Origin of the sequence: Enterococcus avium, assembly GCF_002891025.1 — a bacterium.
In the GTDB taxonomy this organism is placed as follows: Bacteria; Bacillota; Bacilli; order Lactobacillales; family Enterococcaceae; genus Enterococcus_A; species Enterococcus_A avium.
The window spans coordinates 833,546-855,714 of sequence record NZ_NBSL01000003.1 but is presented as its reverse complement, the minus strand read 5'-3'; the positions used below and the strand labels follow the sequence as shown (position 1 = coordinate 855,714).

Annotated in this window: 16 protein-coding genes; 3 read left to right on the top strand and 13 right to left on the bottom strand. The window is 40.7% G+C overall.

The genetic code is table 11. The features are described 5' to 3' along the window. Positions 1 to 47: 47 nt before the first annotated feature. From AUF14_RS19705 to glpO, 3 genes are all read right to left on the bottom strand, one after another. The gene (locus tag AUF14_RS19705; RefSeq protein WP_016178472.1) at positions 48 to 770 is read right to left on the bottom strand and encodes an MIP/aquaporin family protein; all 723 of its coding nucleotides are present in this window, start codon (positions 768 to 770) and stop codon (positions 48 to 50) included. 96 nt (positions 771 to 866) lie between these two features. Beyond that, complete coding sequence (gene glpK / locus AUF14_RS19700) at positions 867 to 2,375, bottom strand: glycerol kinase GlpK (protein WP_102866539.1); 1,509 nt, start codon at positions 2,373 to 2,375, stop codon at positions 867 to 869. A 25-nt stretch (positions 2,376 to 2,400) separates the two neighbouring features. After that, a complete protein-coding gene (gene glpO, locus AUF14_RS19695; RefSeq protein ID WP_102866538.1) occupies positions 2,401 to 4,206 on the bottom strand; it encodes a type 1 glycerol-3-phosphate oxidase in 1,806 nt (601 codons plus the stop codon). 307 nt (positions 4,207 to 4,513) lie between these two features. On the opposite strand from glpO, the gene AUF14_RS19690 reads away from it, so the two are divergent. Genes AUF14_RS19690 through AUF14_RS19680 form a run of 3 tightly spaced genes read left to right on the top strand, consistent with a single transcriptional unit; the run spans position 4,514 to position 7,344 of the window. Next, a complete protein-coding gene (locus AUF14_RS19690) occupies positions 4,514 to 5,197 on the top strand; it encodes a response regulator transcription factor (RefSeq protein WP_070504928.1) in 684 nt (227 codons plus the stop codon). Next, on the top strand, positions 5,194 to 6,630 hold the full coding sequence (locus tag AUF14_RS19685) for a sensor histidine kinase (protein ID WP_102866537.1): 1,437 nt from the start codon (positions 5,194 to 5,196) through the stop codon (positions 6,628 to 6,630). The genes AUF14_RS19690 and AUF14_RS19685 overlap by 4 nt, the downstream gene beginning before the upstream one ends. A 57-nt stretch (positions 6,631 to 6,687) precedes the next feature. Further along, positions 6,688 to 7,344, top strand: coding sequence for a hypothetical protein (locus tag AUF14_RS19680; RefSeq protein WP_102866536.1), 657 nt, complete (start codon positions 6,688 to 6,690; stop codon positions 7,342 to 7,344). Between the two features lie 284 nt (positions 7,345 to 7,628). Here AUF14_RS19680 and AUF14_RS19675 read toward each other — a convergent pair whose 3' ends face one another. The 10 genes from AUF14_RS19675 to AUF14_RS19625 all read right to left on the bottom strand — a co-directional run bounded on the left by AUF14_RS19675 (position 7,629) and on the right by AUF14_RS19625 (position 21,720). Beyond that, positions 7,629 to 8,846 (bottom strand): IS110 family RNA-guided transposase, encoded by a 1,218-nt coding sequence (locus AUF14_RS19675; protein ID WP_102866535.1) that lies wholly within the window; start codon positions 8,844 to 8,846, stop codon positions 7,629 to 7,631. 268 nt (positions 8,847 to 9,114) lie between these two features. Continuing rightward, entirely contained in the window at positions 9,115 to 10,911 is a 1,797-nt protein-coding gene (locus AUF14_RS19670; RefSeq protein ID WP_016178478.1) for a heavy metal translocating P-type ATPase, read from the bottom strand. A gap of 266 nt (positions 10,912 to 11,177) precedes the next feature. Beyond that, entirely contained in the window at positions 11,178 to 11,867 is a 690-nt protein-coding gene (locus AUF14_RS19665) for a response regulator transcription factor (protein WP_102866534.1), read from the bottom strand. A gap of 9 nt (positions 11,868 to 11,876) precedes the next feature. Beyond that, positions 11,877 to 14,438, bottom strand: coding sequence for a sensor histidine kinase (locus AUF14_RS19660; RefSeq protein ID WP_102866533.1), 2,562 nt, complete (start codon positions 14,436 to 14,438; stop codon positions 11,877 to 11,879). Positions 14,439 to 14,503: 65 nt separating this feature from the next. Beyond that, positions 14,504 to 15,034, bottom strand: a complete 531-nt coding sequence (locus tag AUF14_RS19655) for a potassium-transporting ATPase subunit C (protein ID WP_102866532.1) — start codon at positions 15,032 to 15,034, stop codon at positions 14,504 to 14,506. Between the two features lie 16 nt (positions 15,035 to 15,050). Continuing rightward, complete coding sequence (kdpB, locus tag AUF14_RS19650) at positions 15,051 to 17,081, bottom strand: potassium-transporting ATPase subunit KdpB (protein WP_102866531.1); 2,031 nt, start codon at positions 17,079 to 17,081, stop codon at positions 15,051 to 15,053. A gap of 15 nt (positions 17,082 to 17,096) precedes the next feature. After that, the gene (gene kdpA / locus AUF14_RS19645) at positions 17,097 to 18,773 is read right to left on the bottom strand and encodes a potassium-transporting ATPase subunit KdpA (RefSeq protein ID WP_102866530.1); all 1,677 of its coding nucleotides are present in this window, start codon (positions 18,771 to 18,773) and stop codon (positions 17,097 to 17,099) included. Between the two features lie 225 nt (positions 18,774 to 18,998). Beyond that, positions 18,999 to 19,403: a pyridoxamine 5'-phosphate oxidase family protein gene (locus AUF14_RS19635; RefSeq protein WP_102866528.1), complete on the bottom strand. Its 405-nt coding sequence runs from the start codon at positions 19,401 to 19,403 to the stop codon at positions 18,999 to 19,001. 198 nt (positions 19,404 to 19,601) lie between these two features. Then, the gene (locus tag AUF14_RS19630) at positions 19,602 to 20,846 is read right to left on the bottom strand and encodes an MFS transporter (protein ID WP_102866527.1); all 1,245 of its coding nucleotides are present in this window, start codon (positions 20,844 to 20,846) and stop codon (positions 19,602 to 19,604) included. Positions 20,847 to 20,949: 103 nt separating this feature from the next. Next, positions 20,950 to 21,720, bottom strand: a complete 771-nt coding sequence (locus AUF14_RS19625; RefSeq protein ID WP_102866526.1) for a Cof-type HAD-IIB family hydrolase — start codon at positions 21,718 to 21,720, stop codon at positions 20,950 to 20,952. Positions 21,721 to 22,169: the final 449 nt, after the last annotated feature.

Sequence of the window (22,169 nt, the reverse complement as noted above, 5' to 3'; positions counted from 1 at the left end):
AAATTAAAGCATCCTAGGGTAATAGAAAATTCTATTACCCCCAAAAACTACATTGGTAAAATCATAAATAGCAATGCTGCTAAAATTCCACCGATGATTGGTCCAGCGATAGGAACCAAGGCATAGCCCCAATCGGAGCCTCCCTTATTTGGAATCGGCAGAAACGCATGGGCGATTCGCGGACCAAGATCTCGCGCTGGATTGATCGCATAACCTGTTGTCCCTCCAAGCGAAAGCCCAATGACTAAGATCAGAATACCAACCGCGATTGGATTTAATCCATCACCAAATTTGCTCATTCCAAAAGCTAATAAAGCAAATACCAACATGAAGGTCCCGATGATCTCACTGATCAAGTTGGCACCTAAGCTGCGAATCGCAGGTCCCGTTGCGAATACCCCTAAAATCGTTGCTTGATCTTTTGTTTCCTTCCAATGCGGATAGTAGTGAATGTATACTAAAACCGCACCAATAATAGCACCGATCATTTGTCCTAAAATATATGGGACAACCATATCCCAGCCGATTTTCCCAGCAATGGCCATTCCAATTGTGACAGCAGGATTCAAATGGGCAAATGACATATAACCTGCAGCATAAGCACCGATAGTAACAGCGGCGCCCCAGCCTAAGGTAATCGCGATCCAGCCGGCTCCTTCTGCTTTTGTTTTTCGTAAACTAACACCGGCTACAACACCATCTCCCAATAATACTAAGACCATCGTTCCAATAATTTCTCCAATTACCTGCGTTGACATACTCGTGTCCATAAACTCATCCCCTTTAAATTTTTGTTGCTATATCAGCTGTACCGTAAATTTTTTCTCTCATAAAAATTTAGTTGCCAGTACAGCTGATGTATTCACTTATTTTTCTTTAGGCTGATGTTTATATTGCATCGTCGCTTGGACTGCTTCTTGCCAGCCTGCATATAGATCGTCTGTCACGTCTTGATCCATCGCTGGTTCGTAGCGTTGACCGTCAGAAGCAAATTTCTTAATGTCATCAATATCTTTCCAATAGCCGACAGCCAAACCTGCCAGATAAGCCACACCTAGAGCTGTTGTTTCCAGATATGGCGCACGCTCTACTGGGGTTTGCAGAATATCTGCTTGGAATTGCAGCAATAGATCATTTTTTGATGCGCCGCCATCCACACGCAATAATTTAATATCAGTACCAGAATCCTTGTTCATGGTTTTTACAACGTCCGCTGTTTGATAGGCTAATGATTCAAGAGTTGCACGGATGAAATGCTCTTTGGTTGTTCCGCGAGTCAATCCGAAAATCGCTCCTCTGGCCTGTTGATCCCAATAAGGAGCACCAAGTCCAGTAAAGGCTGGAACTACGTAAACATTTTCACTGCTGTCTACGCGTTTGGCATAATCTTCTGATTGCGGTGCTTTTTGGAACATTCGTAAACCATCACGCAACCATTGGATCGCAGAACCAGCAACGAACACACTTCCTTCTAAGGCGTACGTTACTTTGCCGTCAATGCCATAACCAATCGTCGTTAATAATCCGTTTTCAGAAAGAATTGGTTCTTCCCCTGTATTCATCACGATGAAAGCACCGGTTCCATAGGTATTTTTAACCATCCCTTTATCAAAGGCCAGCTGTCCAACTAAGGCAGCTTGCTGGTCCCCAGCCATACCTGCGATTGGAACCTTGTTGCCATAAAAATGATAATCAGCTGTATAACCATAAACCTCTGAATTTGATTTTACTTCCGGCAGAATTTCTTTCGGAATATCTAATAAATCTAAAATTTCTTGATCCCATTCTAGGTCATAAATGTTGTACATCATTGTCCGACTGGCATTCGTATAATCAGATACATGTGCTTCGCCGCCTGTTAATTTCCAAACTAACCAAGTATCGATTGTTCCGAATAGTAATTCACCATTTCTTGCCCGTTCGCGCGAACCTTCCACATGATCCAAGATCCATTTTACTTTGGTTGCAGAGAAATAAGAATCAATCAACAGTCCGGTTTTCTTTTGAATCATGTCAGAGTGTCCCTGTTCCTTTAGCTCATCAGCAATGTCGCTTGTTTGCTTCGATTGCCAGACTATTGCGTTATAAATAGGATGTCCTGTTTCTTTTTCCCAGATGACCGTTGTTTCACGTTGGTTGGTGATCCCGATTCCTTCGATTTGATCGGGTTTTAACCCGCCTTCAATTAATGAGCCTGCAATAACTGATTGAACCGAGTTCCAAATCTCATTCGCATCATGTTCTACCCAGCCTGGTTTTGGAAAATGCTGTGTGAACTCTTTCTGTGAAGAACTTACTTCCTTCCCTGCTTTGTCGAAAACGATTGCCCTGCTTGACGTTGTTCCTTGATCGATTGACATGATATAAGACTCCATGTTTCCACTCCTTTTTATATTATATTTAGTGCTTTTTTAAATCCGTTAATTGGGTTTCCTTGATCTGTTGATCTAGTTCTGATTGATACGCTTCTTTTGTAGCAGCGTTCCAGTCGAAGTAGTCAGCCATAGCATCAACGACAGCGTCTTTGATTTCCATTAAGCGATGGCTGATAAACAGCATATAATTGGTTCGACGTAATAAGTAATCTACCGGTGTCAGCGTCATCTCTTCTTCCATTGCGTAGCGTAGTGACATCGATTCTGCCAAGGAGAGTCCTTCAAAGGCTCCTTGCTCCTTCAATGCGAAGACTTTTTCTGCATTCGAACCATATAGTTCTGCAATAAATTTGGCCTCTTCGGAACTTAAGCCCTGATCTTCGCCTTTTTTGGCAATAGCTTCTAAGGCTTCATCGACATTTTTCGAATCGAGTTCCCCGCCGGATACAGGATAATTTTCTGAGTCAATAAGTTCGAACTGACTGTCCGATAAGAGTTCAATAATTTTCTTCATCGCCCCTGTCGCCATTAAACGGTAATCTGTTAGCTTGCCACCTGATAGAATCAATAATCCATCGTCAGCGATGGTCAGATCACTGCCGCGAGAGACTGCTGAAGGATTGTCCTTTGGCTCTTCCTTTGCCGCATCGGTGATTGTTTTTTCGACTTCTGGACGAGATTGTTTACCATTGGCATAATCCTCAGCCGCGTTAATAATTTTTTCAAAATTTTCGTCACTGATTTTTTCTTTGGTTGTACCATTATAATCACCGCCAGCTTCACTAATTAACGGCCGTAATCCCGCCCAAGCAGCCTCGATGTCTTCAATTGTCAGATTTACCTCAGGATAGCGACGATTGACGATTTTCAACAAATAATCAACATCTGCCTGTTCGACAGTCGGATGATTGTAATCTCCTTGATAATCAGTATCCGTCGTCCCAAAATATGTTTTGCTTTCTCTTGGAATGACAAAGACCATCCGTCCATCATTTTCTCCAGTGTCAAAATAAGTGGGCTGCGGAACTTTCAGCTTCTCACCATCAACGACTAGATGTACCCCTTTGGTTGGTCGCATATGGGGCTTATGATCAATTTTTTTATCCAACTTATTAACCAAATCTGACCACGGTCCAGCGGTGTTAATTACCAGCTTGCTATTAACAGTCAGCGTATTGTCTGTTAGCCTATCTTTGACTTTTACTCCTGAAACTTTTCCTTGATCATCATGGACAATTTCTTCGACCTTCATTCGGCTGACTGCAATCGCACCATCAGCTACGGCTCGTTTAATGTTCTCGATTACTAGCCGAGCGTCATTATTGCGATAATCCAAATAAACGCCTCCGCCTAATAAGCCCTCTGATGCTAACTGGGGTTCCCGTTCTAAAATTTCTTCCTTGCTCAACATGTAGTTCGCATATTTTCCGCCTGTGATCCCAGCTAAATGATCATAAAGATCCATGGCTACCTTAACGGAAAATAGATTAAAGGTAGAGCCTGGTTCATCAAAAATCGGTAAAATCATTGGGTCCGCTTTCGGAATATGCGGAGCAATTCCCTGAATAATCGCTCGTTCGCTGACTGTATCAGCGACTACTTCGACATCAAAGGTCTTGAGATAACGGAGGCCCCCATGAACCAGCTTGGTCGACCGAGAAGACGTTCCTTCAGCAAAGTCTTGCATTTCAAGTAATGCCACAGATAATCCTGAAGCAGCTGCCTGCAGTGCAACCCCAGCTCCAGTGATTCCGCCTCCAATAATTATTAAATCAAACGCCCCCTCCTTTAACTGTTGAATCATTTGGTTCCGCTCTTTAAAAGAAAACATACTTTACACCTCACTCTTATTCATGCAATATTTTTCTTAAAAATGGCGATTTATCATTACAGAATCAGTTTATCACAACGAAAAACGCTTTCAAAAGATTTGAATCGCAACAGCTTGAAACATCAAATCTGTCAGCCCTTTTCATTCTAACCGGCTATGAAAAAAGAATGTTGGAAATAACTCTTTAATCATTTATCCCTCTACTTTCTTTTATGATACCATGCGAAGAAACTACTTTCGTTCTTTATTTTTGCTCTCTTTCTAAGATATAATTGCGGTAAATGCAGAATAAAGGGGGGGAACGGTTATGAAAATTTTGATTATTGAAGATAATGAACAGATTGTTGATGTCCTGAAGCGTTATTTGAACAAGGAAGAATATGAAACTGCTGTGATACACGACGGCAAAGAAGCACTCCCCTATTTTGAAAAACATTCGGTTGATTTTGTACTATTGGATATTATGCTGCCCAATGTCGACGGCTTTACGATCTGCCAGCAGATTCGCGAAAAATCGACGGTTCCAATCATTATGATCACTGCCAAATCAGAAGATGCGGATCGTATTTTAGGATTGGAGGTGGGCGCAGATGATTATATTATCAAACCTTTTTCACCCAAGGAGGTCCTATCTAGGATCAAAGCAATCTTACGGCGCATTCATTTTGAAAAAGAACCGTCTGTCAACCAATTATCTCTTGGTTCGCTCCGTTTATTTCTAGAAAAACGCCAAGCAATCGTTAACCAACAGGAAATCAAATTGACCAAAAAAGAATTTGAATTGTTGGTTCTTTTCGCAAAATATCCGAATAAGGTATTTACCCGTGATAATTTACTGGATGCAGTCTGGGGCTATGACTATTACGGCGACAGTCGTACCGTTGACAGCCATATCAAACGTCTGCGAGCAAAATTGAAGAAAGCCGGCGTTACCGATTGTCAGATTGAAACCGTTTGGGGCGAAGGTTATCGAATTGAGGTTTGCTCATGAAAAAAATCACGACTCGTCTGATCCAGCATTTTGTCGGTCTATTATTGATTTTTGCCACTATGATTGCTCTGTTCTTTGGTGTACTGTTTGCCAAGCAGACTGAAGACTTGCATCAAGAAGAAATGACCCATCGCAGTAAACTGATCAGTGAAACCTTAACGGAGTATTTCAGCTCCAACACGAAAATGGGACAAAGCGGCGGCATGGGCGGTTATGGAGCCTTTTTGCGCTTTCTCAATCAAATCGCTGGTGAAGAAGTTTGGGTTTTAGATACAGAAATGAACCCGGTCATGACCTCTCATCATGACAATGCCAATCTACAGATTGAGCCGCCAAATGAGGCGAAAAAGCTAGTCACTGCTACCTTCGATACGAAGAAAATGCAAGTGGCAAAAAAACGAAATCTGTTTCAGCTACAAGAATTAACGATTGCAACACCTGTTATGGACAATGATTCCGTTGCGGCTGTAGTCCTGATGCGTTCAAAGGTTGATGTCATTCATCAAAACCAAATGTCCGGCTACTTGATGCTGCTGTTAAGTCTCGTAGGTGCGGTGATTATCGCAAGCTTTCTGGCTTGGCGTCTTTCCAAACGATTCGTCAAACCGATCGAAATGATGCGGAGCTACGTAAACGAGCTGGCAAATGAAAACTACGAAGAAACCTTAGCGATCCAAACAAAAGACGAACTGCAGGAATTAGGCGATCAGTTGACTTTGTTGAGCCAACGACTGGCAGAGGCTCGTTCAGCCCGTGACCGCAAAGAGCAGTCAGAAAAGGATTTTCTTTCGCAAATATCCCACGAACTTCGGACTCCGGTCATGGTGATCAAAAGCTCGCTAGAGGCGATTACTGACGGTTATTTGAGTACACAGGAAGAAAAAGAGTATCTATTGCAGCTATTAAAGGAAAGCACTAATTTGGAACGACTGATCAACGATTTACTGGAACTAAGCAGATTGCAATCAACTGAATTTCATCTACAGAAGGATCTCGTTGATCCATTGGATTGTGTCAATGATGCCCTGCGTAGCTATCGATTAGTTTTGAAGGAAAAAGGCCAAGAAATTCGCTTAGAAAATCACTTGTCTGAACCACACATGATCCATGCAGATTATTTGCGGATCACGCAAGTTATTAAAATTTTGCTGGATAATGCAACGAAATATGCGCCGGAATATTCGCTGATTACTGTTGAAATAGCGAAAAAAACGAAGATGTTGGAGATTGATATAAGTAACAAGTGGCATAATCCGATCAAGCATCCAGAACAGCTTTTTGAGTCCTTTCAACGGCAGAGCAGCACAAATGTCAATGGGACTGGTCTAGGATTAGCCATCGCTAAGCAAGTCATTCGACGCCATGAAGGTCAAATTACGGCAGAAGTAATTGGCAATCAATTCTTGGTCAAAATTTTATTACCCACTTCATAATTGCCATACTTTTGCCACATTCTCCTCCTATACTACAATTGAAGGAGGAGATCACTCATGAAGAGTCATAAAAAGAAATTGGTATCAGCTTCATTATTATTTGTTGGCATATTAAGCTTCACTACATTAAAAGCAGACGCTGTTGCAACGAATCAAGACGTTCAAAATCTGCGCTACTGTACGATTAATAACATTTATAAAACACCACGAGCAGAGTGCCCTTTGCGACAAGATCATATTCTCAATCGTTTAGATGAAGACGGGACTACTAGATCACAAAACGGCAAACAAGACGGGACCGGTTCAAGACGCGCTAATCGGCCAAGAATCGCTGATTGTCCAAATTACGCAGCAAAGCAAACTCAAGCAACTTCCGACCCAGCAACTTCCGACCCAGCAACTGAACCGACTGCAGCAGATAATAACACGCAGCCACAGGACGGCACCGGAAATCAATACGGCCAGCAAAATAATTATGATTCAGCTCAAGAAACCACTAGCATGAATCAACAAACCACCCAAGCTCAGAAAGTCCAACAGCCAGCACAGCAACAGGAAACTCAGCAACAACCCGTCCAACAACAGCAAGTGCGGCAACACCGGGAGTACACAAATCAAACGTCGCAAAACAATGTGCCCGCGCAACAGCAGAATCGTGTACATCATAACAACATACAGCCGCAAATGGGTAGTCATCACGGCCGTCACCATTAAAAAAGGAGCTGTGACAAAAGACTTGTCATAGCTTCTTTTTCCGAATAAACGGTGTTCCAGAAGTAGCTTCTTCGGAAATAAGCCGAAATTTCACAAAAATTTGAGGAACAATTTTCGGAAATTCCTTCTTATTTCTTGAAGCTGACCACTTCTGTCACAACCTCATCTTCCTACGATTAGTCAAGAGAAACGAAGAAGAGCCTCTATTTATTTTTACCCACATCAAATAGCCCTCACTTTGCTTTTTTTTAAAGGAGGGAAAATCGTGGTATAATTACCCTATATTAATGGTCCATTGAGACCGTGTACGAGTAATCGTACTTTGTCCCATTCCTAATCATGGCATGGAGACACTTTAGCAGCTTGTTCATACAAGCTACGATGGCAACCTTTTCTTTTTTCGGGAGGGGTTGCTTTTTTAATTTGTAATAGTAATCGACAATGTGATTTGGAGCAGCGTGTTGTGCTTTTATCATATTCTTGACAATAAAAAAGAGAATTTTTCGACCCTTTGGATTTCCACGTTTATTGATGTGGTCTTGTGCTAAATAGTTTCCAGATTGATAGCGCCTTATGTCAATACCAATATAAGCGTTGGCCTTTCTGGGATCAGAAAACCGTCGAAGGTCTCCTAGCTCACCAATGAACTGGGCAGCACTGAGTTCACCAATGCCAGGAAAACTAGCGATCACTGAAAATTCTTCCAACTGTTTGGCTGTTTCAATCATTTGGTTCGCTAAGCGTTCTTTCTGATTTAAAAGAGCTTGGAGCTGCTCCGCATAATAGCGTGTTTTTGCGACGGGTATCGCCGTTTCAGAAACAGCTGGATAGGAATCTTTGGCATAAGCAATCAGTTCATCTGCTTTGTTTCTTGCACGATTCTCTGAGATTTTCTTTGCGGTAGAGGCCATTAGACGATTTTTAATGATTGTCCTAGATTGTTTCAGTACGAATGATGGATGAGGGTATTGAGCGATCATCGTCAACCCATATGGCGTAAGCCTGTTAGACAAGACTTGTTCCAGTTCAGGAAAGGTTAGTTGGATGGCGTTGTGCAAATGCATGCGCATACGTCCGATTTCATCCATGATTTCTTGATAGAATCTTGAAAGGTCTCTAAGTTCTTTATAGAGAGGTTCAGCTGAAACAGACTTCGTCCTTGAATTATTCCAATGAGTTTGTGCTAATCGATGCGCATCCCGTTTATCGGTCTTCCATTTTCTCAAAGATTCCTTTTCCATCTGTTGTTTGGCTTGAAGTGGATTTAAAACATAATAAATCAACTGATTCTTTTGACAAAAAGTTTCTACTGGTCGAGAGTAAATACCTGTCGATTCAAAGACAATTTCCGGCACTTCAGGTAAATTCTTAATAAGAGCATGTAATTCTTGAAAACCGCTTTTGGTATGCGTGATTTCACCTTCATAAAGACACGTCATTTCTTGATACATCACATAAAAACTTTTTCCTTTTGAAACATCTAGTGCGACAATCGTTGCCATACAAATCCTTCTTTCTGTTTTAGAAAGTTCTTCACTACTCATTCCGATTCCAATTTCCTATACACGGGCTCGAAGCCCCAACATACTTAAACCTGATTCAAGAATGTAAGTGAAGAAGCTCGTTTTTAAATGCGGGCTTATACGCCGCCCATGAGGTTATGTCCGAGCTTTCTCTCACTTCTCACTATAATCCAAAAAGAAAAGATAGAGGGACGAATCAGCCGTCACTGATTCGTCCCTCTAATCTTAGTATGTTTCTATTATATAATCACCGATCTTTTCTTGCCCGTAATGCAGATAGGATCGAAACCGTATCAATCACTTCCTGCAGAGCCGCTCCTAGCAATGCTGGAATCACACCAGTACTTGCAATCAACATCAAAATGACACATATTACAATCCCGATCAGCACAGATTGACGAGCTATTTGCATCGTGTCCTGAGATAAGCGGACAGCGGCTGAAACACGACTAAGATCATCCTTCAAGATCACCGCATCGGCACTTTCACTAGCTGCAGTCGATCCATGAGCCCCCATGGCGATTCCAATGTCCGCCACAGCAAGCGCCGGCGCATCGTTAACGCCATCTCCTACCATGATTCCTGGACGATCTGCGTCACTCAAGGTTTTGATTACATTAATTTTTTCCTCCGGCAAGCATTCCGCATATACCTCAGAAATTCCAACTTCCTCTGCTATTTGATTAGCAATCGATTGGTGATCTCCCGTCAACATAATCGTTTTCGTAATTCCTAGTTGATTTAATTCCTTAATCGTTTCCGCCGATTCTTTGCGAACAATATCAGTAAATGTAATGTACCCCACATAGCAATCATTGATTGAGATATAAACTGCTGTCTTCTCACTACTTAGCTGAGTGGTTGTACCAACAAATGAAGCTTTTCCAACACGAATATTTTTGTCATTAACGGTTGCTTGAATTCCTTGACCAGTAACTTCCTCTAAATTTGTTACTGGCAACAGAGGAAGCTTCTTTGCCTTTGCATAAGCCACTAGAGAGCGAGCTAAAATGTGACTGGATTCTTGCTCACCACTAGCCGCGTAAGCAACAATGTCTTCCTTTGTGAAATCCTCCGAAGCCACATATATCTCTTCAACAGAAAGTCTTCCTTCTGTCAAAGTACCAGTTTTATCAAAGGCGATGCTTTTTGCTCTCGCCAGCTTTTCAATTGACGTGCCCGTTTTCACCACAATTCCATTTCGACTGGAACGACTCATTCCGGCGACTAAAGCCACCGGTGCAGCCAAAATCAAAGGACAAGGAGAAGCAACTACTAACACTTCTGCAAAACGAACAGGGTCCTTTGAGACGAACCAAGCAATCCCGCCAATAATATACGCGATGAGTGTGAAGGGAACCGCATAACGATCTGCCAATCGGACAAAATGAGCGGGCTTGGCTTCAGACTCCTTAACTAATTTTACCAATGTCTGATATTGGCTATCTTTTGCTGTCTTTGTAACCTTGAAGCGTAACGCTGCATCGCCGTTGATTGAGCCTGACATCAGCTCGTCATTTAGCTCTTTTTCGACTGGTTTGGATTCTCCTGTCAGTGAAGACTCGTCAACAAAAGATTCCCCAGCGATAACCCGCCCATCGACTGGAACCAATTCGCCAGGTTTAACTAAAATCGTGTCGCCAACTTGAACCTCCTCAACCTCTATATCGGTTACTTCTTCTTCCTTGACACGGTGAGCGACCTGCGGCGAATTATCCAAAAGAGAGCGTAACTCACGACTTGCTTGATGACTCGCATAATCCTCTAAACTATCTCCACCTGTTAACATGATCAATACCATCAGGCTTGCCCAATATTCACCCACCAACAAGGTAGCGATAATAGCTGTGATAGCTAAGATATCGACTCCGTATTTTCCAGAGCGTAGCGTTTTAACCATACCAATCAACATAGTAATCGCCATGATTCCTCCAACAATAGCAACCAGCCAAAAGGCCAATTGCTCTTGATGAAAGCCAAATTCCAGAATCAACGCGACAATTCCTATCACTACGGTTAACAAAAATTTCTTTACATTACTCATGTCTCTACGCCTCCATCTATCTTCAATATTAGATTAGCACCGCAATCAGCTAATTGAAAATAGAACCCATTAAATGATAATGATTATCATTAACAGCTCGGAAAAGACTTATTCTACTTTAGAATTACTATAAATAAAAGTTTTAAAAAATTATTCATTTCACTGCATTTCCCACCTAATAATCTTGTTTCTTGTTGGCATTTTATCATTGAAAAAGCAATGACGAGACGGCAATATAATTGCCTGATGTCATTGCTTACTATTAACTATTCGGATCGATGATCGCGTAAACGATAACCCACGCCAATTTCAGTGATCAAATACTCTGGTTTCAATGTATCCTTCTCAATTTTTTTACGAATATTAGACATATTTACTCGCAATGTTTGTGAATCATCACTATATGGTCCCCAGACCTCGGTCATTAGGGTTTGGTAAGTAACAACTTTGCCTAATTGTCGAAACATCAATGCTAGAATTCGATACTCATTTTTAGTTAAATGAATCTCTCTTCCATCCTTATAAACTAATTGTTTCTCAAAATCGATCTTTAAGGCTTTATTTTCGATAACTGAGATAGCCTCTGTCTGAACATTTTGATGGCGTAAAGCGGTTCGAATGCGGGCCAACAGTTCATTTGTGCCAAATGGCTTTGTCACATAGTCATCAGCACCTAAATCCAAGGCTTTTACTTTTTCCTCCTCGTTGCTTCGAGCAGAAATAATAATAATTGGTAAATGCAGGCGCTTGCGCAGAATTTTCAGCAGATCAATTCCATCAATATCAGGCAGACCTAAATCTAACAAAACTAAATCAATCGAAGTTGTTTGAAAGGCAGTTAATGCCTCCATTCCCGTACTAGCAATCGTTAATTGATAACGTTCTTGGTCTAAGACAACCTCCATAAAATCTGTGATGTTCGGGTCATCTTCAATCAGTAAAATACTAGCTTTCATAAAAATTCCTCACTTCAAATAAATTCTAACCAGCGTCTTGCCTTCACCAACCATCATTTCCATCTTTCCATTGTGGGCATGGATGATTGTTTTTACGATACTCAATCCAATCCCCAGCCCGTTTTTTGAATCCACTGGTACTTCGCTTGTGCTGGATAAATTTGTTTGGATTTTTTCAAATTGTTTTAAGGGGATTTCGCCATCATTTTCGATCTCGAAGACCGTCTGATCGTTTTTCTGATACACAGTTAGTTTTACAGGTTGCTTTTCTTCTCCATGTCGAAAGGCATTTTCAACGATGTTGAATAACGCTTGTTCAATCAAAATAGGATCTGCTTGGATAAAGGTTACCTCAGATGGCAAAGAAATCTCGACCTGTCCTTCTGGATAGACCTTTTTTAAATGCTGATACACCGCTTCAATAATTTCTTCTATGGGTTCAGCTGTTTTATTCACTTTCATCGTATCCATATTGATACGTGTGATGGATAAGAGGTTTTCCACCATTCGGATCAGCCACTGAGATTCATCTTGAATATCCTTTAGTAACTTTTGACGCGTAATCTCTTTTAAGTCAGCGCTATTACCTAACGTTTCAGCAATGCCAGAAATAACAGTCAATGGCGTTCGTAAATCATGGGAGACTGCTCGCAATAGGTTGCTGCGGACTTTTTCTCTTTCATTTTCCATTTCAACCCGCTCTTTTTCATTCTTCAATTCTGTTTGTTCTAAAATAACAGCAAGTTGCGTCAAAACTAACTTTAAATAATTGAGCTGATTGTTTTCTAAATCAAGTCCGGCATTACGCTCGATCCCTAAAACTGCTAATGTTCTTCCGCTTGCGATGATGGGTAAATAAAATCCTTTAGCCCCAATCAGTGTATCGGTGCCGTTGCCTGCTTCCTTTTGATTTTTAGCTGTCCAGAAAGCAACAGCGGCTTCATCCTTGGTGCTTAAAATCGAAGGTTTCCCACTAATACAATGAACACTTTCTACTTTTGCCTGAGAATCAAACAAGATTACTTCACGTTCTAGTAATCTAGATAAGTAAGTCGCTGAAATGTCGAGAATTTGATTACGATTGTCGGCCAAGACATACTGCTTATTCAGCTCGTAAAGCAATTCCATTTGATGTTCTTTTTCCATTGAACTTTCTGCTTGTTTTTTTAAACGAACCATTAAATTACTAATTAGGATCGCAACTAAACACATGATCAGCAGGGTGATTGGGTATCCTTGCTTGTAGACAGTCAAGGAATACAAAGGCTCCACGAAAAACCAGTTAAAGGACAAAACACTTAAAATAGACGCAAGTGAACTCCAAAAATAACCAGATGTAGTTCTTGCAACCAGTAAAATAAAAAAGATATAAATCAGCATCAGGTTTTGATCACCAATATGGATATACTGCATCAATTCGGTTACGATCGTCGCCAAGAAGACTCCTCCTAGCGCGATCACCAAATCTTTCCCGCCACCTTCTATGATCTTACGTGTTCTAAGAAAGAGGGATTGCTTCTCCTCCTTAAAGGGAATCAAATGAAGCTCCGTGTCATTTAAACGTTTCAACAAGCGGTCATCAAATGCCTCAATGAAAATTTTCTCATACCAAGGCTGGCGGAGATTTTTTCCCATAATGATATCTGTGACACCCGTCATTTTTGCGAACTCGACGATTGTTTCAAAGCTATTATCCTCTTCAATACTAATTACTTCAGCACCCAGCTTTTCTGCTAAGGGTATATTAGTGGGCGTATTTTCCTGAGTACGGACCTGAATGACCGTCCATTCTGCTCCTAAACCTTGAGCTAAACGCGCGGTCCAACGAATCGATTTTTCCGTCATTTTAGGAAAAGCATCATTCACCACCGTTAGCAATTTGCTTTGAATCCTAATCGTTTTAGCACTGATTCGATTGATATGATCAGAAGCACGTTGTATTGCCAGTCCTCGCAGCTGATCAAGCTTTTGAGGAATGAAAAAATTTTGCAAAGCTCGCTTCGCACTTTCACTGGCATAAATTTTTCCCTGCTCTAAACGATCAATCAACTCCTCGGGCTCCACATCAACCACCTTGATGGTTGCCTGCTGCAAAAACGTATCCGGTACAGTTTCTTTAACCTCGACGCCAGTGACCTCCTCAACGATATCATTCAAGCTCTCAATATGCTGAACATTGACAGTTGTGAATACGTCAATTCCCGCGTTTAACAACTCGTCTACATCCTGATATCGTTTACGATTTCTTGATCCTTCAGCATTTGTATGGGCCAGCTCATCGATTAAAACAATCTCTGGCTTTTGCTGGATAATTTGATCAATATCCGGTTCTGTTAAAAGCATTTGCTTATAAAGAATTTTTTTAGGGGGTATCTGCGTCAGGCCTTCCAATAAGCGATTCGTATCTGGGCGATCATGAGGTTCGATATAGCCGACGATAATATCTTTCCCCATCAGCAATAATTCATGAGCTTCCGAAAGCATACTATAGGTTTTACCGACTCCCGCCGCAAAACCAAAAAACACGCGTAAACGGCCACGGCGTCCATCACCCATTTGCTTTTTCTCCATTTTTTCCCTCCTTCCTATGCACAACAATTCTCTAACCACATAGCTGGTTAGAGAACCCATTCCAATTATACATCAAGTTTATCTAATGCTAGGTTCAACTGCAAAACATTGACATATTGTCGATCAGAAAACCAATCCTTTTGTACTTTTTCCTGAATGATCTTTTGAATCACTCGTTTAGACAGTCCGCGCTCATTAGCGATACGAGATACTTGAAATTCAGCTGCTTTCAAACTGATATCCGGATCAACGCCACTAGCAGATACTGTGACTAGATCGTTAGGAACTTTTTTCTCCGCTGGATTTTTCGCTAATTCTGCTTGGGTTCGTTTTTCAACTAATCGTTTTTGTTCATTAGAAACTGGCGACAATTGACTCACCTGCTGACTGCGTCCTGAAAAATATTTATCCTGTTCAAAGGGTTGTCCAATCAAGGTTGATCCAACTACTTGATTATCCTTCGTTAGTTGGCTGCCATTCGCTTGATTTGAAAAAAGCAATTGGCCCACGCTAGTAACCACTACCGTATAGAATCCGCCGAAAACAATTAAGCTAAAGATCAGAAATCGTATACTACCTAGAATACTTCTCCTCATTTTTTCTGCTCCTTCTTTATAAAATGATCATCGAAAGAATCAAGTCGATGATTTTGATAAAAATAAATGGGGCAATGATTCCGCCCAAACCGTAAATCAGCAAGTTATGGCGTAAAATCTGACTAGCTGGTTTTTCCTGATAGCTGACCCCTTTTAGTGCCAAAGGAATCAGTGCAACGATTACCAATGCATTATAGATAACGGCAGATAAAATCGCTGTCAACGGACTACCTAATCCCATGATATTTAGTCGATCCAGCTGGGGATAAATACTATAGAATAAAACTGGAATCACCGCAAAATATTTAGCGATATCATTGGCAATACTGAAGGTCGTTAGAGCGCCGCGAGTCATCAACAATTGCTTGCCAATCTGTACGACCTGTAATAATTTGGTCGGGCTGGAATCCAAGTCAATCATATTCCCCGCCTCTTTAGCAGCTTGAGTTCCTGTATTCATCGCCAAAGCTACATCCGCCTGCGCTAGTGCTGGTGCATCATTCGTGCCATCACCTGTCATGGCGACCAGATGGCCTTTTTCTTGATACTCACGAATCAAGTCCATTTTATTTTCTGGTGTGGCTTCAGCTAAAAAATCATCTACTCCTGCTTCTGCCGCAATTGCCGCTGCTGTCAAAGGATTATCACCAGTGATCATAATTGTTTTGATACCCATTTTACGCATATCTGCAAATTTATCTTTTACACCGTTTTTTACGATATCTTTTAAATAGACGACACCCATTACCCGATTATTTTTTACTACTACTAAAGGTGTCCCGCCTGCACGAGCAATTTTATCAACAATCTCGTCACATTCAGCTGGATACTGTTCTCCGTTTGACTGAACGTATTTTTTTATCGTATCCGCGGCGCCTTTACGAATCTCATCCCCGCGATAGTCAATACCGCTCATTCGAGTCTTCGCACTAAAATCAATAAAAGTTACTTCAGATTGTTGAAATGCTCTTTCTCGCAAATTGAAGCGTTCCTTCGCTAAAATCACGATACTGCGACCTTCTGCCGTTTCGTCGGCTAAAGAAGATAATTGTGCTGCATCAGCAAGCTGCTCTTCACTGACACCATTCACCGGTAAAAATTCGCTGGCGCGACGATTCCCAAGCGTTATGGTTCCTGTTTTGTCTAGTAGAAGAACATCCACGTCGCCAGCGGCTTCGATCGCACGACCACTCATAGCGATGACATTTTCCTTCGTTAAACGACTCATCCCAGCAATCCCGATCGAGGAAATCAACGCACCGATAGTTGTCGGAGCTAAACAGATTAATAAGGCAATGACAATAATCATGGATAAGGCTTCACCTTTACCAGATAACTGACTGCTAAAGTCTGTAAATGGCACTAAGGTAATCGAAACCGTTAAAAAAATGATTGTCAGAGTAATCAAGAAAATTTGTAGTCCGATCTCATTGGGTGTTTTTTTTCGTTGGGTCCCTTCTACCATCGCGATCATTTTATCCAAGAAAGATTGGCCGTTTTCTGAAGTTACTCGAATTACTAGATAGTCAGAAACAACAGTGGTTCCGCCTGTCACCGCACTGCGGTCACCGCCAGATTCACGGATAACGGGAGCGGATTCACCTGTGATAGCACTCTCATCGACAGAAGCTGCCCCCTCGATTACATCGCCGTCAGCCGGAATCTGTTCTCCAGCACGCACATAAATCAAATCACCACGTTTTAAATCAGAAGATCTCAACTCGGTAAAATTCTCTTCTTCAATATCTGCTAAACTTTGTATTTTATAGGTCATAACCTCCTTTTTAGCCTGCTTTAAACTATCAGCCTGTGCTTTTCCGCGACCTTCTGCCACAGCTTCAGCGAAATTGGCAAAAAGTAAGGTCAACCATAGAAAGACTGTGACAGAAATACTGAACCATAACGGCACATGCATCGGATAAAAACATAACACCGTGGTGATGATCGCGCCTAAATAGACAACGAACATCACTGGATTTTTGATTTGTTGACGAGGGTCTAGCTTCTTAAACGATTGACCCACAGCCCATTGATAAATTTTCTTCATTTTCACTCACTCCATCTATTTCATCGTAAAGTATTCTGCAATCGGACCTAATGCTAAGACTGGAAGAAAGCTCAATGCACCAATCACTAAAATAACTATAATTAACATAGATACAAACGTTGGACTAACAGTAGATAACGTACCTGAGCTTAAAGCCGCTTTCTTTTTGCTGCCCATATTTTCTGCTAAGAGCAGAATAGCTATGATTGGCAGGTATCTTGAAACAAGCATTAACAAACTACCTAAAAGATTAATAAATGGCGTATCAGCTAATAATCCGCCAAAAGCACTCCCATTATTATTTGCTAATGAAGTCGCTCCATACAGCAATTCACTAAATGCATGGGGTCCCTGATTCGCCAGCCATGTTAATACTTCCGGATGTAAAACGAATACCATTGTTCCAAACAGCGTCAGCATCAATGGTGTTAAAATAACAATACTAGCCATTTTTATATCAAAGGCTTCAATTTTCTTCCCCAAGTATTCCGGCGTCCGCCCCACTAACAATCCAGCAATAAAAACTGCCAACAGTAGAAATGCCAACATGCCATAAAGCCCGCTGCCAACGCCGCCGAAGATGATTTCTCCTAGCTGCATCAAGAACATTGGAATGGCTCCGCCCAATGGCATAAAGCTATCCAGCATTGCATTTACTGAACCATTGGAAGCAGCAGTTGTTCCCACAGACCATAAGCTTGACCACCCAACGCCGAAGCGAACTTCTTTGCCCTCCAGATTCGTTGTTCCAAGTACATGTGCAAATTCCGGACCATAAAACTCATTAAATGCCACACCAATAAAAGCCAACAATAGGAAAAATAGTGAAACAATCATGATTGTTCGACCTTGTTTCCAGTCCTTAACCCAAAAACCAAAAGCAAAGATTAATGCGGCTGGAATCAATAAAATTGCCAAATTTTCTAAAAAGTTCGAGAAAATTGTCGGATTCTCAAACGGGTAGGCTGAGTTTGCACCAAAGAAGCCACCACCGTTCGTTCCAAGCTGTTTGATCGCCACTTGACTAGCTACTGGTCCTAAATGAAGCCAGAGATTTTTCCCCTCTAATCCCTCATAAGAAATACCTGATTTGAAAGTTTGGACAGTTCCTTGAGAAATCAATAGAATCGCGAAAATGATTGATAGCGGTAATAAAATATAGATCAAACTGCGGGTCAAATCCTGCCAAAAATTTCCCAGAACCTTCTTTTTAACCTGTGAAAGTCCCCGAAGCAATGCAACTAAGACTGAAAGTCCCACACCTGCTGAAACAAAATTCTGGACGGTTAATCCAAACATCTGCGAAGTATTTGATAAGGTCGTCTCTCCAGCATATGCCTGCCAGTTAGTATTCGTTACAAAACTAACAGCCGTGTTCAATGCTAACGGCAACGATAAATTTTTCACGGATGAACCGCCAGGCATAAAGTGTTGAGTCATTAAAATGACGATCAACAATATGATTGATAAAATACTTAATAATAAAACACTTGCTCCGTAACGCTTTGCGGACATTTCTTTTTTACTAATTGGTCCGATAACCTTATAAAACAATCGCTCCAAAGGTTGAAGGAATCGAACACCCTTTGGAATCTTACCTTGCATAATTTCTTTGATATACCAGCCTAACGGTAACGCCAATGCTAATAAAATAAACAAGAAAAATAATCCTTGATAGATGACACTACTCATATTTCTTCCCCCTTAAATAAAAACCAGAAAAGATAAATCATTAATAAGAGTCCAATGATTCCCAAAATAATCGTCATTTCATTTCTCTCCTTATTAGCCCTACTTCTGTTGTAACAAGGCTTACTTTCTTTACTTTTTAAGCATAAAAAAAAAGACCTAAAGATAGTGTGAAACTTGCGTCTATTTCTTTACACTATCTTTATATGGTCTTCTAAGGTTTCTTTTTTAAAAGGTGGTTACTTGAAAATCTTGATAGAACTCTCCTTGATCAAAAGTAAATTTTAATACGGTGAAATCTGACAAGCCTTCTCCTTGTTCATAATAAATGTGGTATTGATCCTGCCAAAACTCAATTTTATCCGCTTCTTTTGTCAACACCTCCATCTTTCCAATCAGCGATATACCAGTGAAATTTTTCGCATCATAAAAATATACACAGGCTTTTGAATTAGCCAAAAATTGTTGAACCTTATTCGATGAGGTATTCGTATGCAAATACAAGCAGTTATCATCGATTTTTATCGGCTTTAGCATAGCACGAATCATCGGATATCCCTCTTCAGTAATAGAACCTAGAAAACACAGTTCTTGTTTATCAACGAATGCTTGTAATTTCTTTTGAGCGTTCATTCTTATCCACCCCTTTTAGATTAGTATTCCAAAACACTAACAAAAATGCAAGAAAATTTATATTAACCCATCATCATTTATTATTATTGTCGTTTTTAACAGAAAAGTTATAAACAAAAAAACAGAAGATTCATTTTATACCAAACTTCTTAATCATAGCAAAGCACGTCAGTTCTAAAATACCGACGTGCTGCTTAGTTATTCTTTTACCGTATAAATATCGCTTTCTTTGGTCTCTCTGAACATCATAAAGCACACAAACGAGATTAACAAAACGAACACGCTGATCATAAGCAATGGGATAAAAACATTGGTTGTCGTATTTCTAAATACTAATCCCATCACCAACTGACCTAGCGGCACCGCACATTGTGCTACCGCGATAATGGTTGCCATAACCTTGCCCAAATTTGCTTTTGGCGTAATCTTTTGAACAAGTGAGATTAGGTAGATTGAGATTGCACTCAACACCATTCCGATAATAATCTCCATAATAAGAACAACCATAAATCCTATACTTGCACTGGTCATACTCAACGAAATATTCGTAATCACCAAGATAATTCCCGAATAAGTAAATACACGATAAAAATTGTTAAACTTCAGATTTTTCGTCAACGGTCCTGCTAGAATTGCCCCGACGATACTAGAAAGACTAAAGACACCCATTCCAATACCATACATTGTGTCATTAACCTGCAGTGTCATCCGTAAAATAATTGGTAAACCAACAATAAAGAACGAGGTCAAGACAAAATTGATCGCCGCGGCAATCACGATTGATTTGAAAATCACTTGATTATTTTTGACTTCTTTAAACCCATCCTTCAGATCAGCAGTTAATATTTCCATAACAGTTCCCGTTGTTCGTTCACGTTTTTCAAAGGGAATTATCAAGAAGCTTTCAACAATCGCAGCAATCACAAAGAAGACAATACTGCTGGCAACCAGCAGCTTCGCGCCCATCAATCCGTAAAATATCCCGCCAATGATCGGTGCTACCACATTAGACAATTGTAAAATTCCATTTGATAATCCATTGATTTTCTCTAGCTCGTGTTCTTCTACCAATAACGGGATACTCGCTCCCACAACTGGTGTATCAAAGCTGCCGACAATCGCTAAAATAAAGATCAAAATTCCAATACCTAAGATAGATTCTGAGGTTCCTACTACTAAGAATAATAGCGCCGCGATAATAGCATTAGCAACATCCATTAACACCATCAAAATCTTTCGATCAAAACGATCCGCAATTGCTCCGCCAATCGGCGCAAACAAAACCGGCACACTAGAGATTGCTAAGACTGTGGCAAACACATCAGCTCTTCCTGTTACATCCAAAACAAATAACGACAATGCAAAGCGTAATATCGATCCACCAAACACAGAGATAAATTGCCCCAACATCAAATAGATAATATTTCTCTTATTCCCTTTCACACTCTCTCCTACTCTCTTTCATTGATATGCTTAGCTTAACGAATTCTTAAACTTTGAGCATCCGCCTTAAGTCTCATTGTTTTATCCTACTTTTAGTCACTTCTTATGAAATCAATCCATAATGCTTTAGCCCTTCCAACACACCATTCTCCGTTTTCGCCACATAAGAAGCCTGGGCTTTCAATTGATCTGTCCCATCTCTCATTGCTACTCCGTAATCTACCAGCTGAAACATACTTAAATCATTATTCTGATCACCAAAGGCATAGGTTTCTAGTTGTGTACCTGACATCGAGGACAAGAGCTTTTGGATGGCGGTTCCTTTTGAGACCGTTTTCGGCAGGACATCAATCGCTAATGGGGCAAAACGAACGGTATCTGCTAAGGATGCTAATTCTGTGCTTATTTTTTTCTCCAGCTCTTCATTTAAATAGAGATTCATAAAATTAACCGGGTTCTTATGGAAAAAATTAGGCGAGATTGGAATCTCCTGAATTCCCATATAGGCGATGTGCTCTTTTACAACATCCGATAATCGATTGACCGCGAACTCCCGTTGATTAAAGTAACCTGCCGCTAGACGATTTTCCTTGGCAATCGCTAAAATTTTCTCAATTTCTGATGCTGAAAATTTTGCGTTCTGGATTGTTTTGCCGGCTAAACGTACATAGCAGCCGTTAGATAATACGAAGTGCTCCGCCTTTAGTAGCGTTAATAGCTCCTTTACTTCATAATAGCTGCGACCCGTTGCAATGATTGGCAGTACCTCATTTTCTCTTAGCTGGTCAAAAGCGTCGAGCGTCTCCTGATCCACCCGCAGGCTTCCCCCTGAACACAATGTCCCGTCTAAATCAAAAAAAGCTAGTTTCTTCATGTTTGTCATCCTTTCAAATACTCTTGATTTATATGAATGCACTAACAAGCCCATCAGACAAAAAAATCCGAGAAAAAAGTCAGTGCATTACAAATACACTGAACCTTTCCCCTCGGATTTTTTATATCAATAGGTGCCTTTTACAGATTAGTAAAAGATGAAGCCCTCGGTCACAGTCCTCATTCGAATGAGCGGAACCCTAGCTCCAGTTTTCCAGTTCATAAGCAATCATACCATTTCTTGAAAGATTGACGCAATATCAACTTTAAGAAAGCTGTCTTAACCTTTCTAATACGCTATCTCAAATTTTGCTGCATAGGACGAATTCGGAGTCTATTCTTGACTATTCTAAGAGGCTGATCACGCTGTTCTCTATTTGATAAAAGTTCTGAGATCGTTAAAATCGCTGCGCTTTTTGAAGTTAAAACATTTTATAAAAAATACTAGCT

Excerpts from the sequence above, each read along its gene's own strand:
- AUF14_RS19705 (WP_016178472.1), bottom strand. The coding sequence starts at position 770 with ATGGACACGAGTATGTCAACGCAGGTAATTGGAGAAATTATTGGAACG.
- glpK (WP_102866539.1), bottom strand. The coding sequence starts at position 2,375 with ATGGAGTCTTATATCATGTCAATCGATCAAGGAACAACGTCAAGCAGG.
- glpO (WP_102866538.1), bottom strand. The coding sequence starts at position 4,206 with ATGTTTTCTTTTAAAGAGCGGAACCAAATGATTCAACAGTTAAAGGAG.
- AUF14_RS19690 (WP_070504928.1), top strand. The coding sequence starts at position 4,514 with ATGAAAATTTTGATTATTGAAGATAATGAACAGATTGTTGATGTCCTG.
- AUF14_RS19685 (WP_102866537.1), top strand. The coding sequence starts at position 5,194 with ATGAAAAAAATCACGACTCGTCTGATCCAGCATTTTGTCGGTCTATTA.
- AUF14_RS19680 (WP_102866536.1), top strand. The coding sequence starts at position 6,688 with ATGAAGAGTCATAAAAAGAAATTGGTATCAGCTTCATTATTATTTGTT.
- AUF14_RS19675 (WP_102866535.1), bottom strand. The coding sequence starts at position 8,846 with ATGGCAACGATTGTCGCACTAGATGTTTCAAAAGGAAAAAGTTTTTAT.
- AUF14_RS19670 (WP_016178478.1), bottom strand. The coding sequence starts at position 10,911 with ATGAGTAATGTAAAGAAATTTTTGTTAACCGTAGTGATAGGAATTGTC.
- AUF14_RS19665 (WP_102866534.1), bottom strand. The coding sequence starts at position 11,867 with ATGAAAGCTAGTATTTTACTGATTGAAGATGACCCGAACATCACAGAT.
- AUF14_RS19660 (WP_102866533.1), bottom strand. The coding sequence starts at position 14,438 with ATGGAGAAAAAGCAAATGGGTGATGGACGCCGTGGCCGTTTACGCGTG.
- AUF14_RS19655 (WP_102866532.1), bottom strand. The coding sequence starts at position 15,034 with ATGAGGAGAAGTATTCTAGGTAGTATACGATTTCTGATCTTTAGCTTA.
- kdpB (WP_102866531.1), bottom strand. The coding sequence starts at position 17,081 with ATGAAGAAAATTTATCAATGGGCTGTGGGTCAATCGTTTAAGAAGCTA.
- kdpA (WP_102866530.1), bottom strand. The coding sequence starts at position 18,773 with ATGAGTAGTGTCATCTATCAAGGATTATTTTTCTTGTTTATTTTATTA.
- AUF14_RS19635 (WP_102866528.1), bottom strand. The coding sequence starts at position 19,403 with ATGAACGCTCAAAAGAAATTACAAGCATTCGTTGATAAACAAGAACTG.
- AUF14_RS19625 (WP_102866526.1), bottom strand. The coding sequence starts at position 21,720 with ATGAAGAAACTAGCTTTTTTTGATTTAGACGGGACATTGTGTTCAGGG.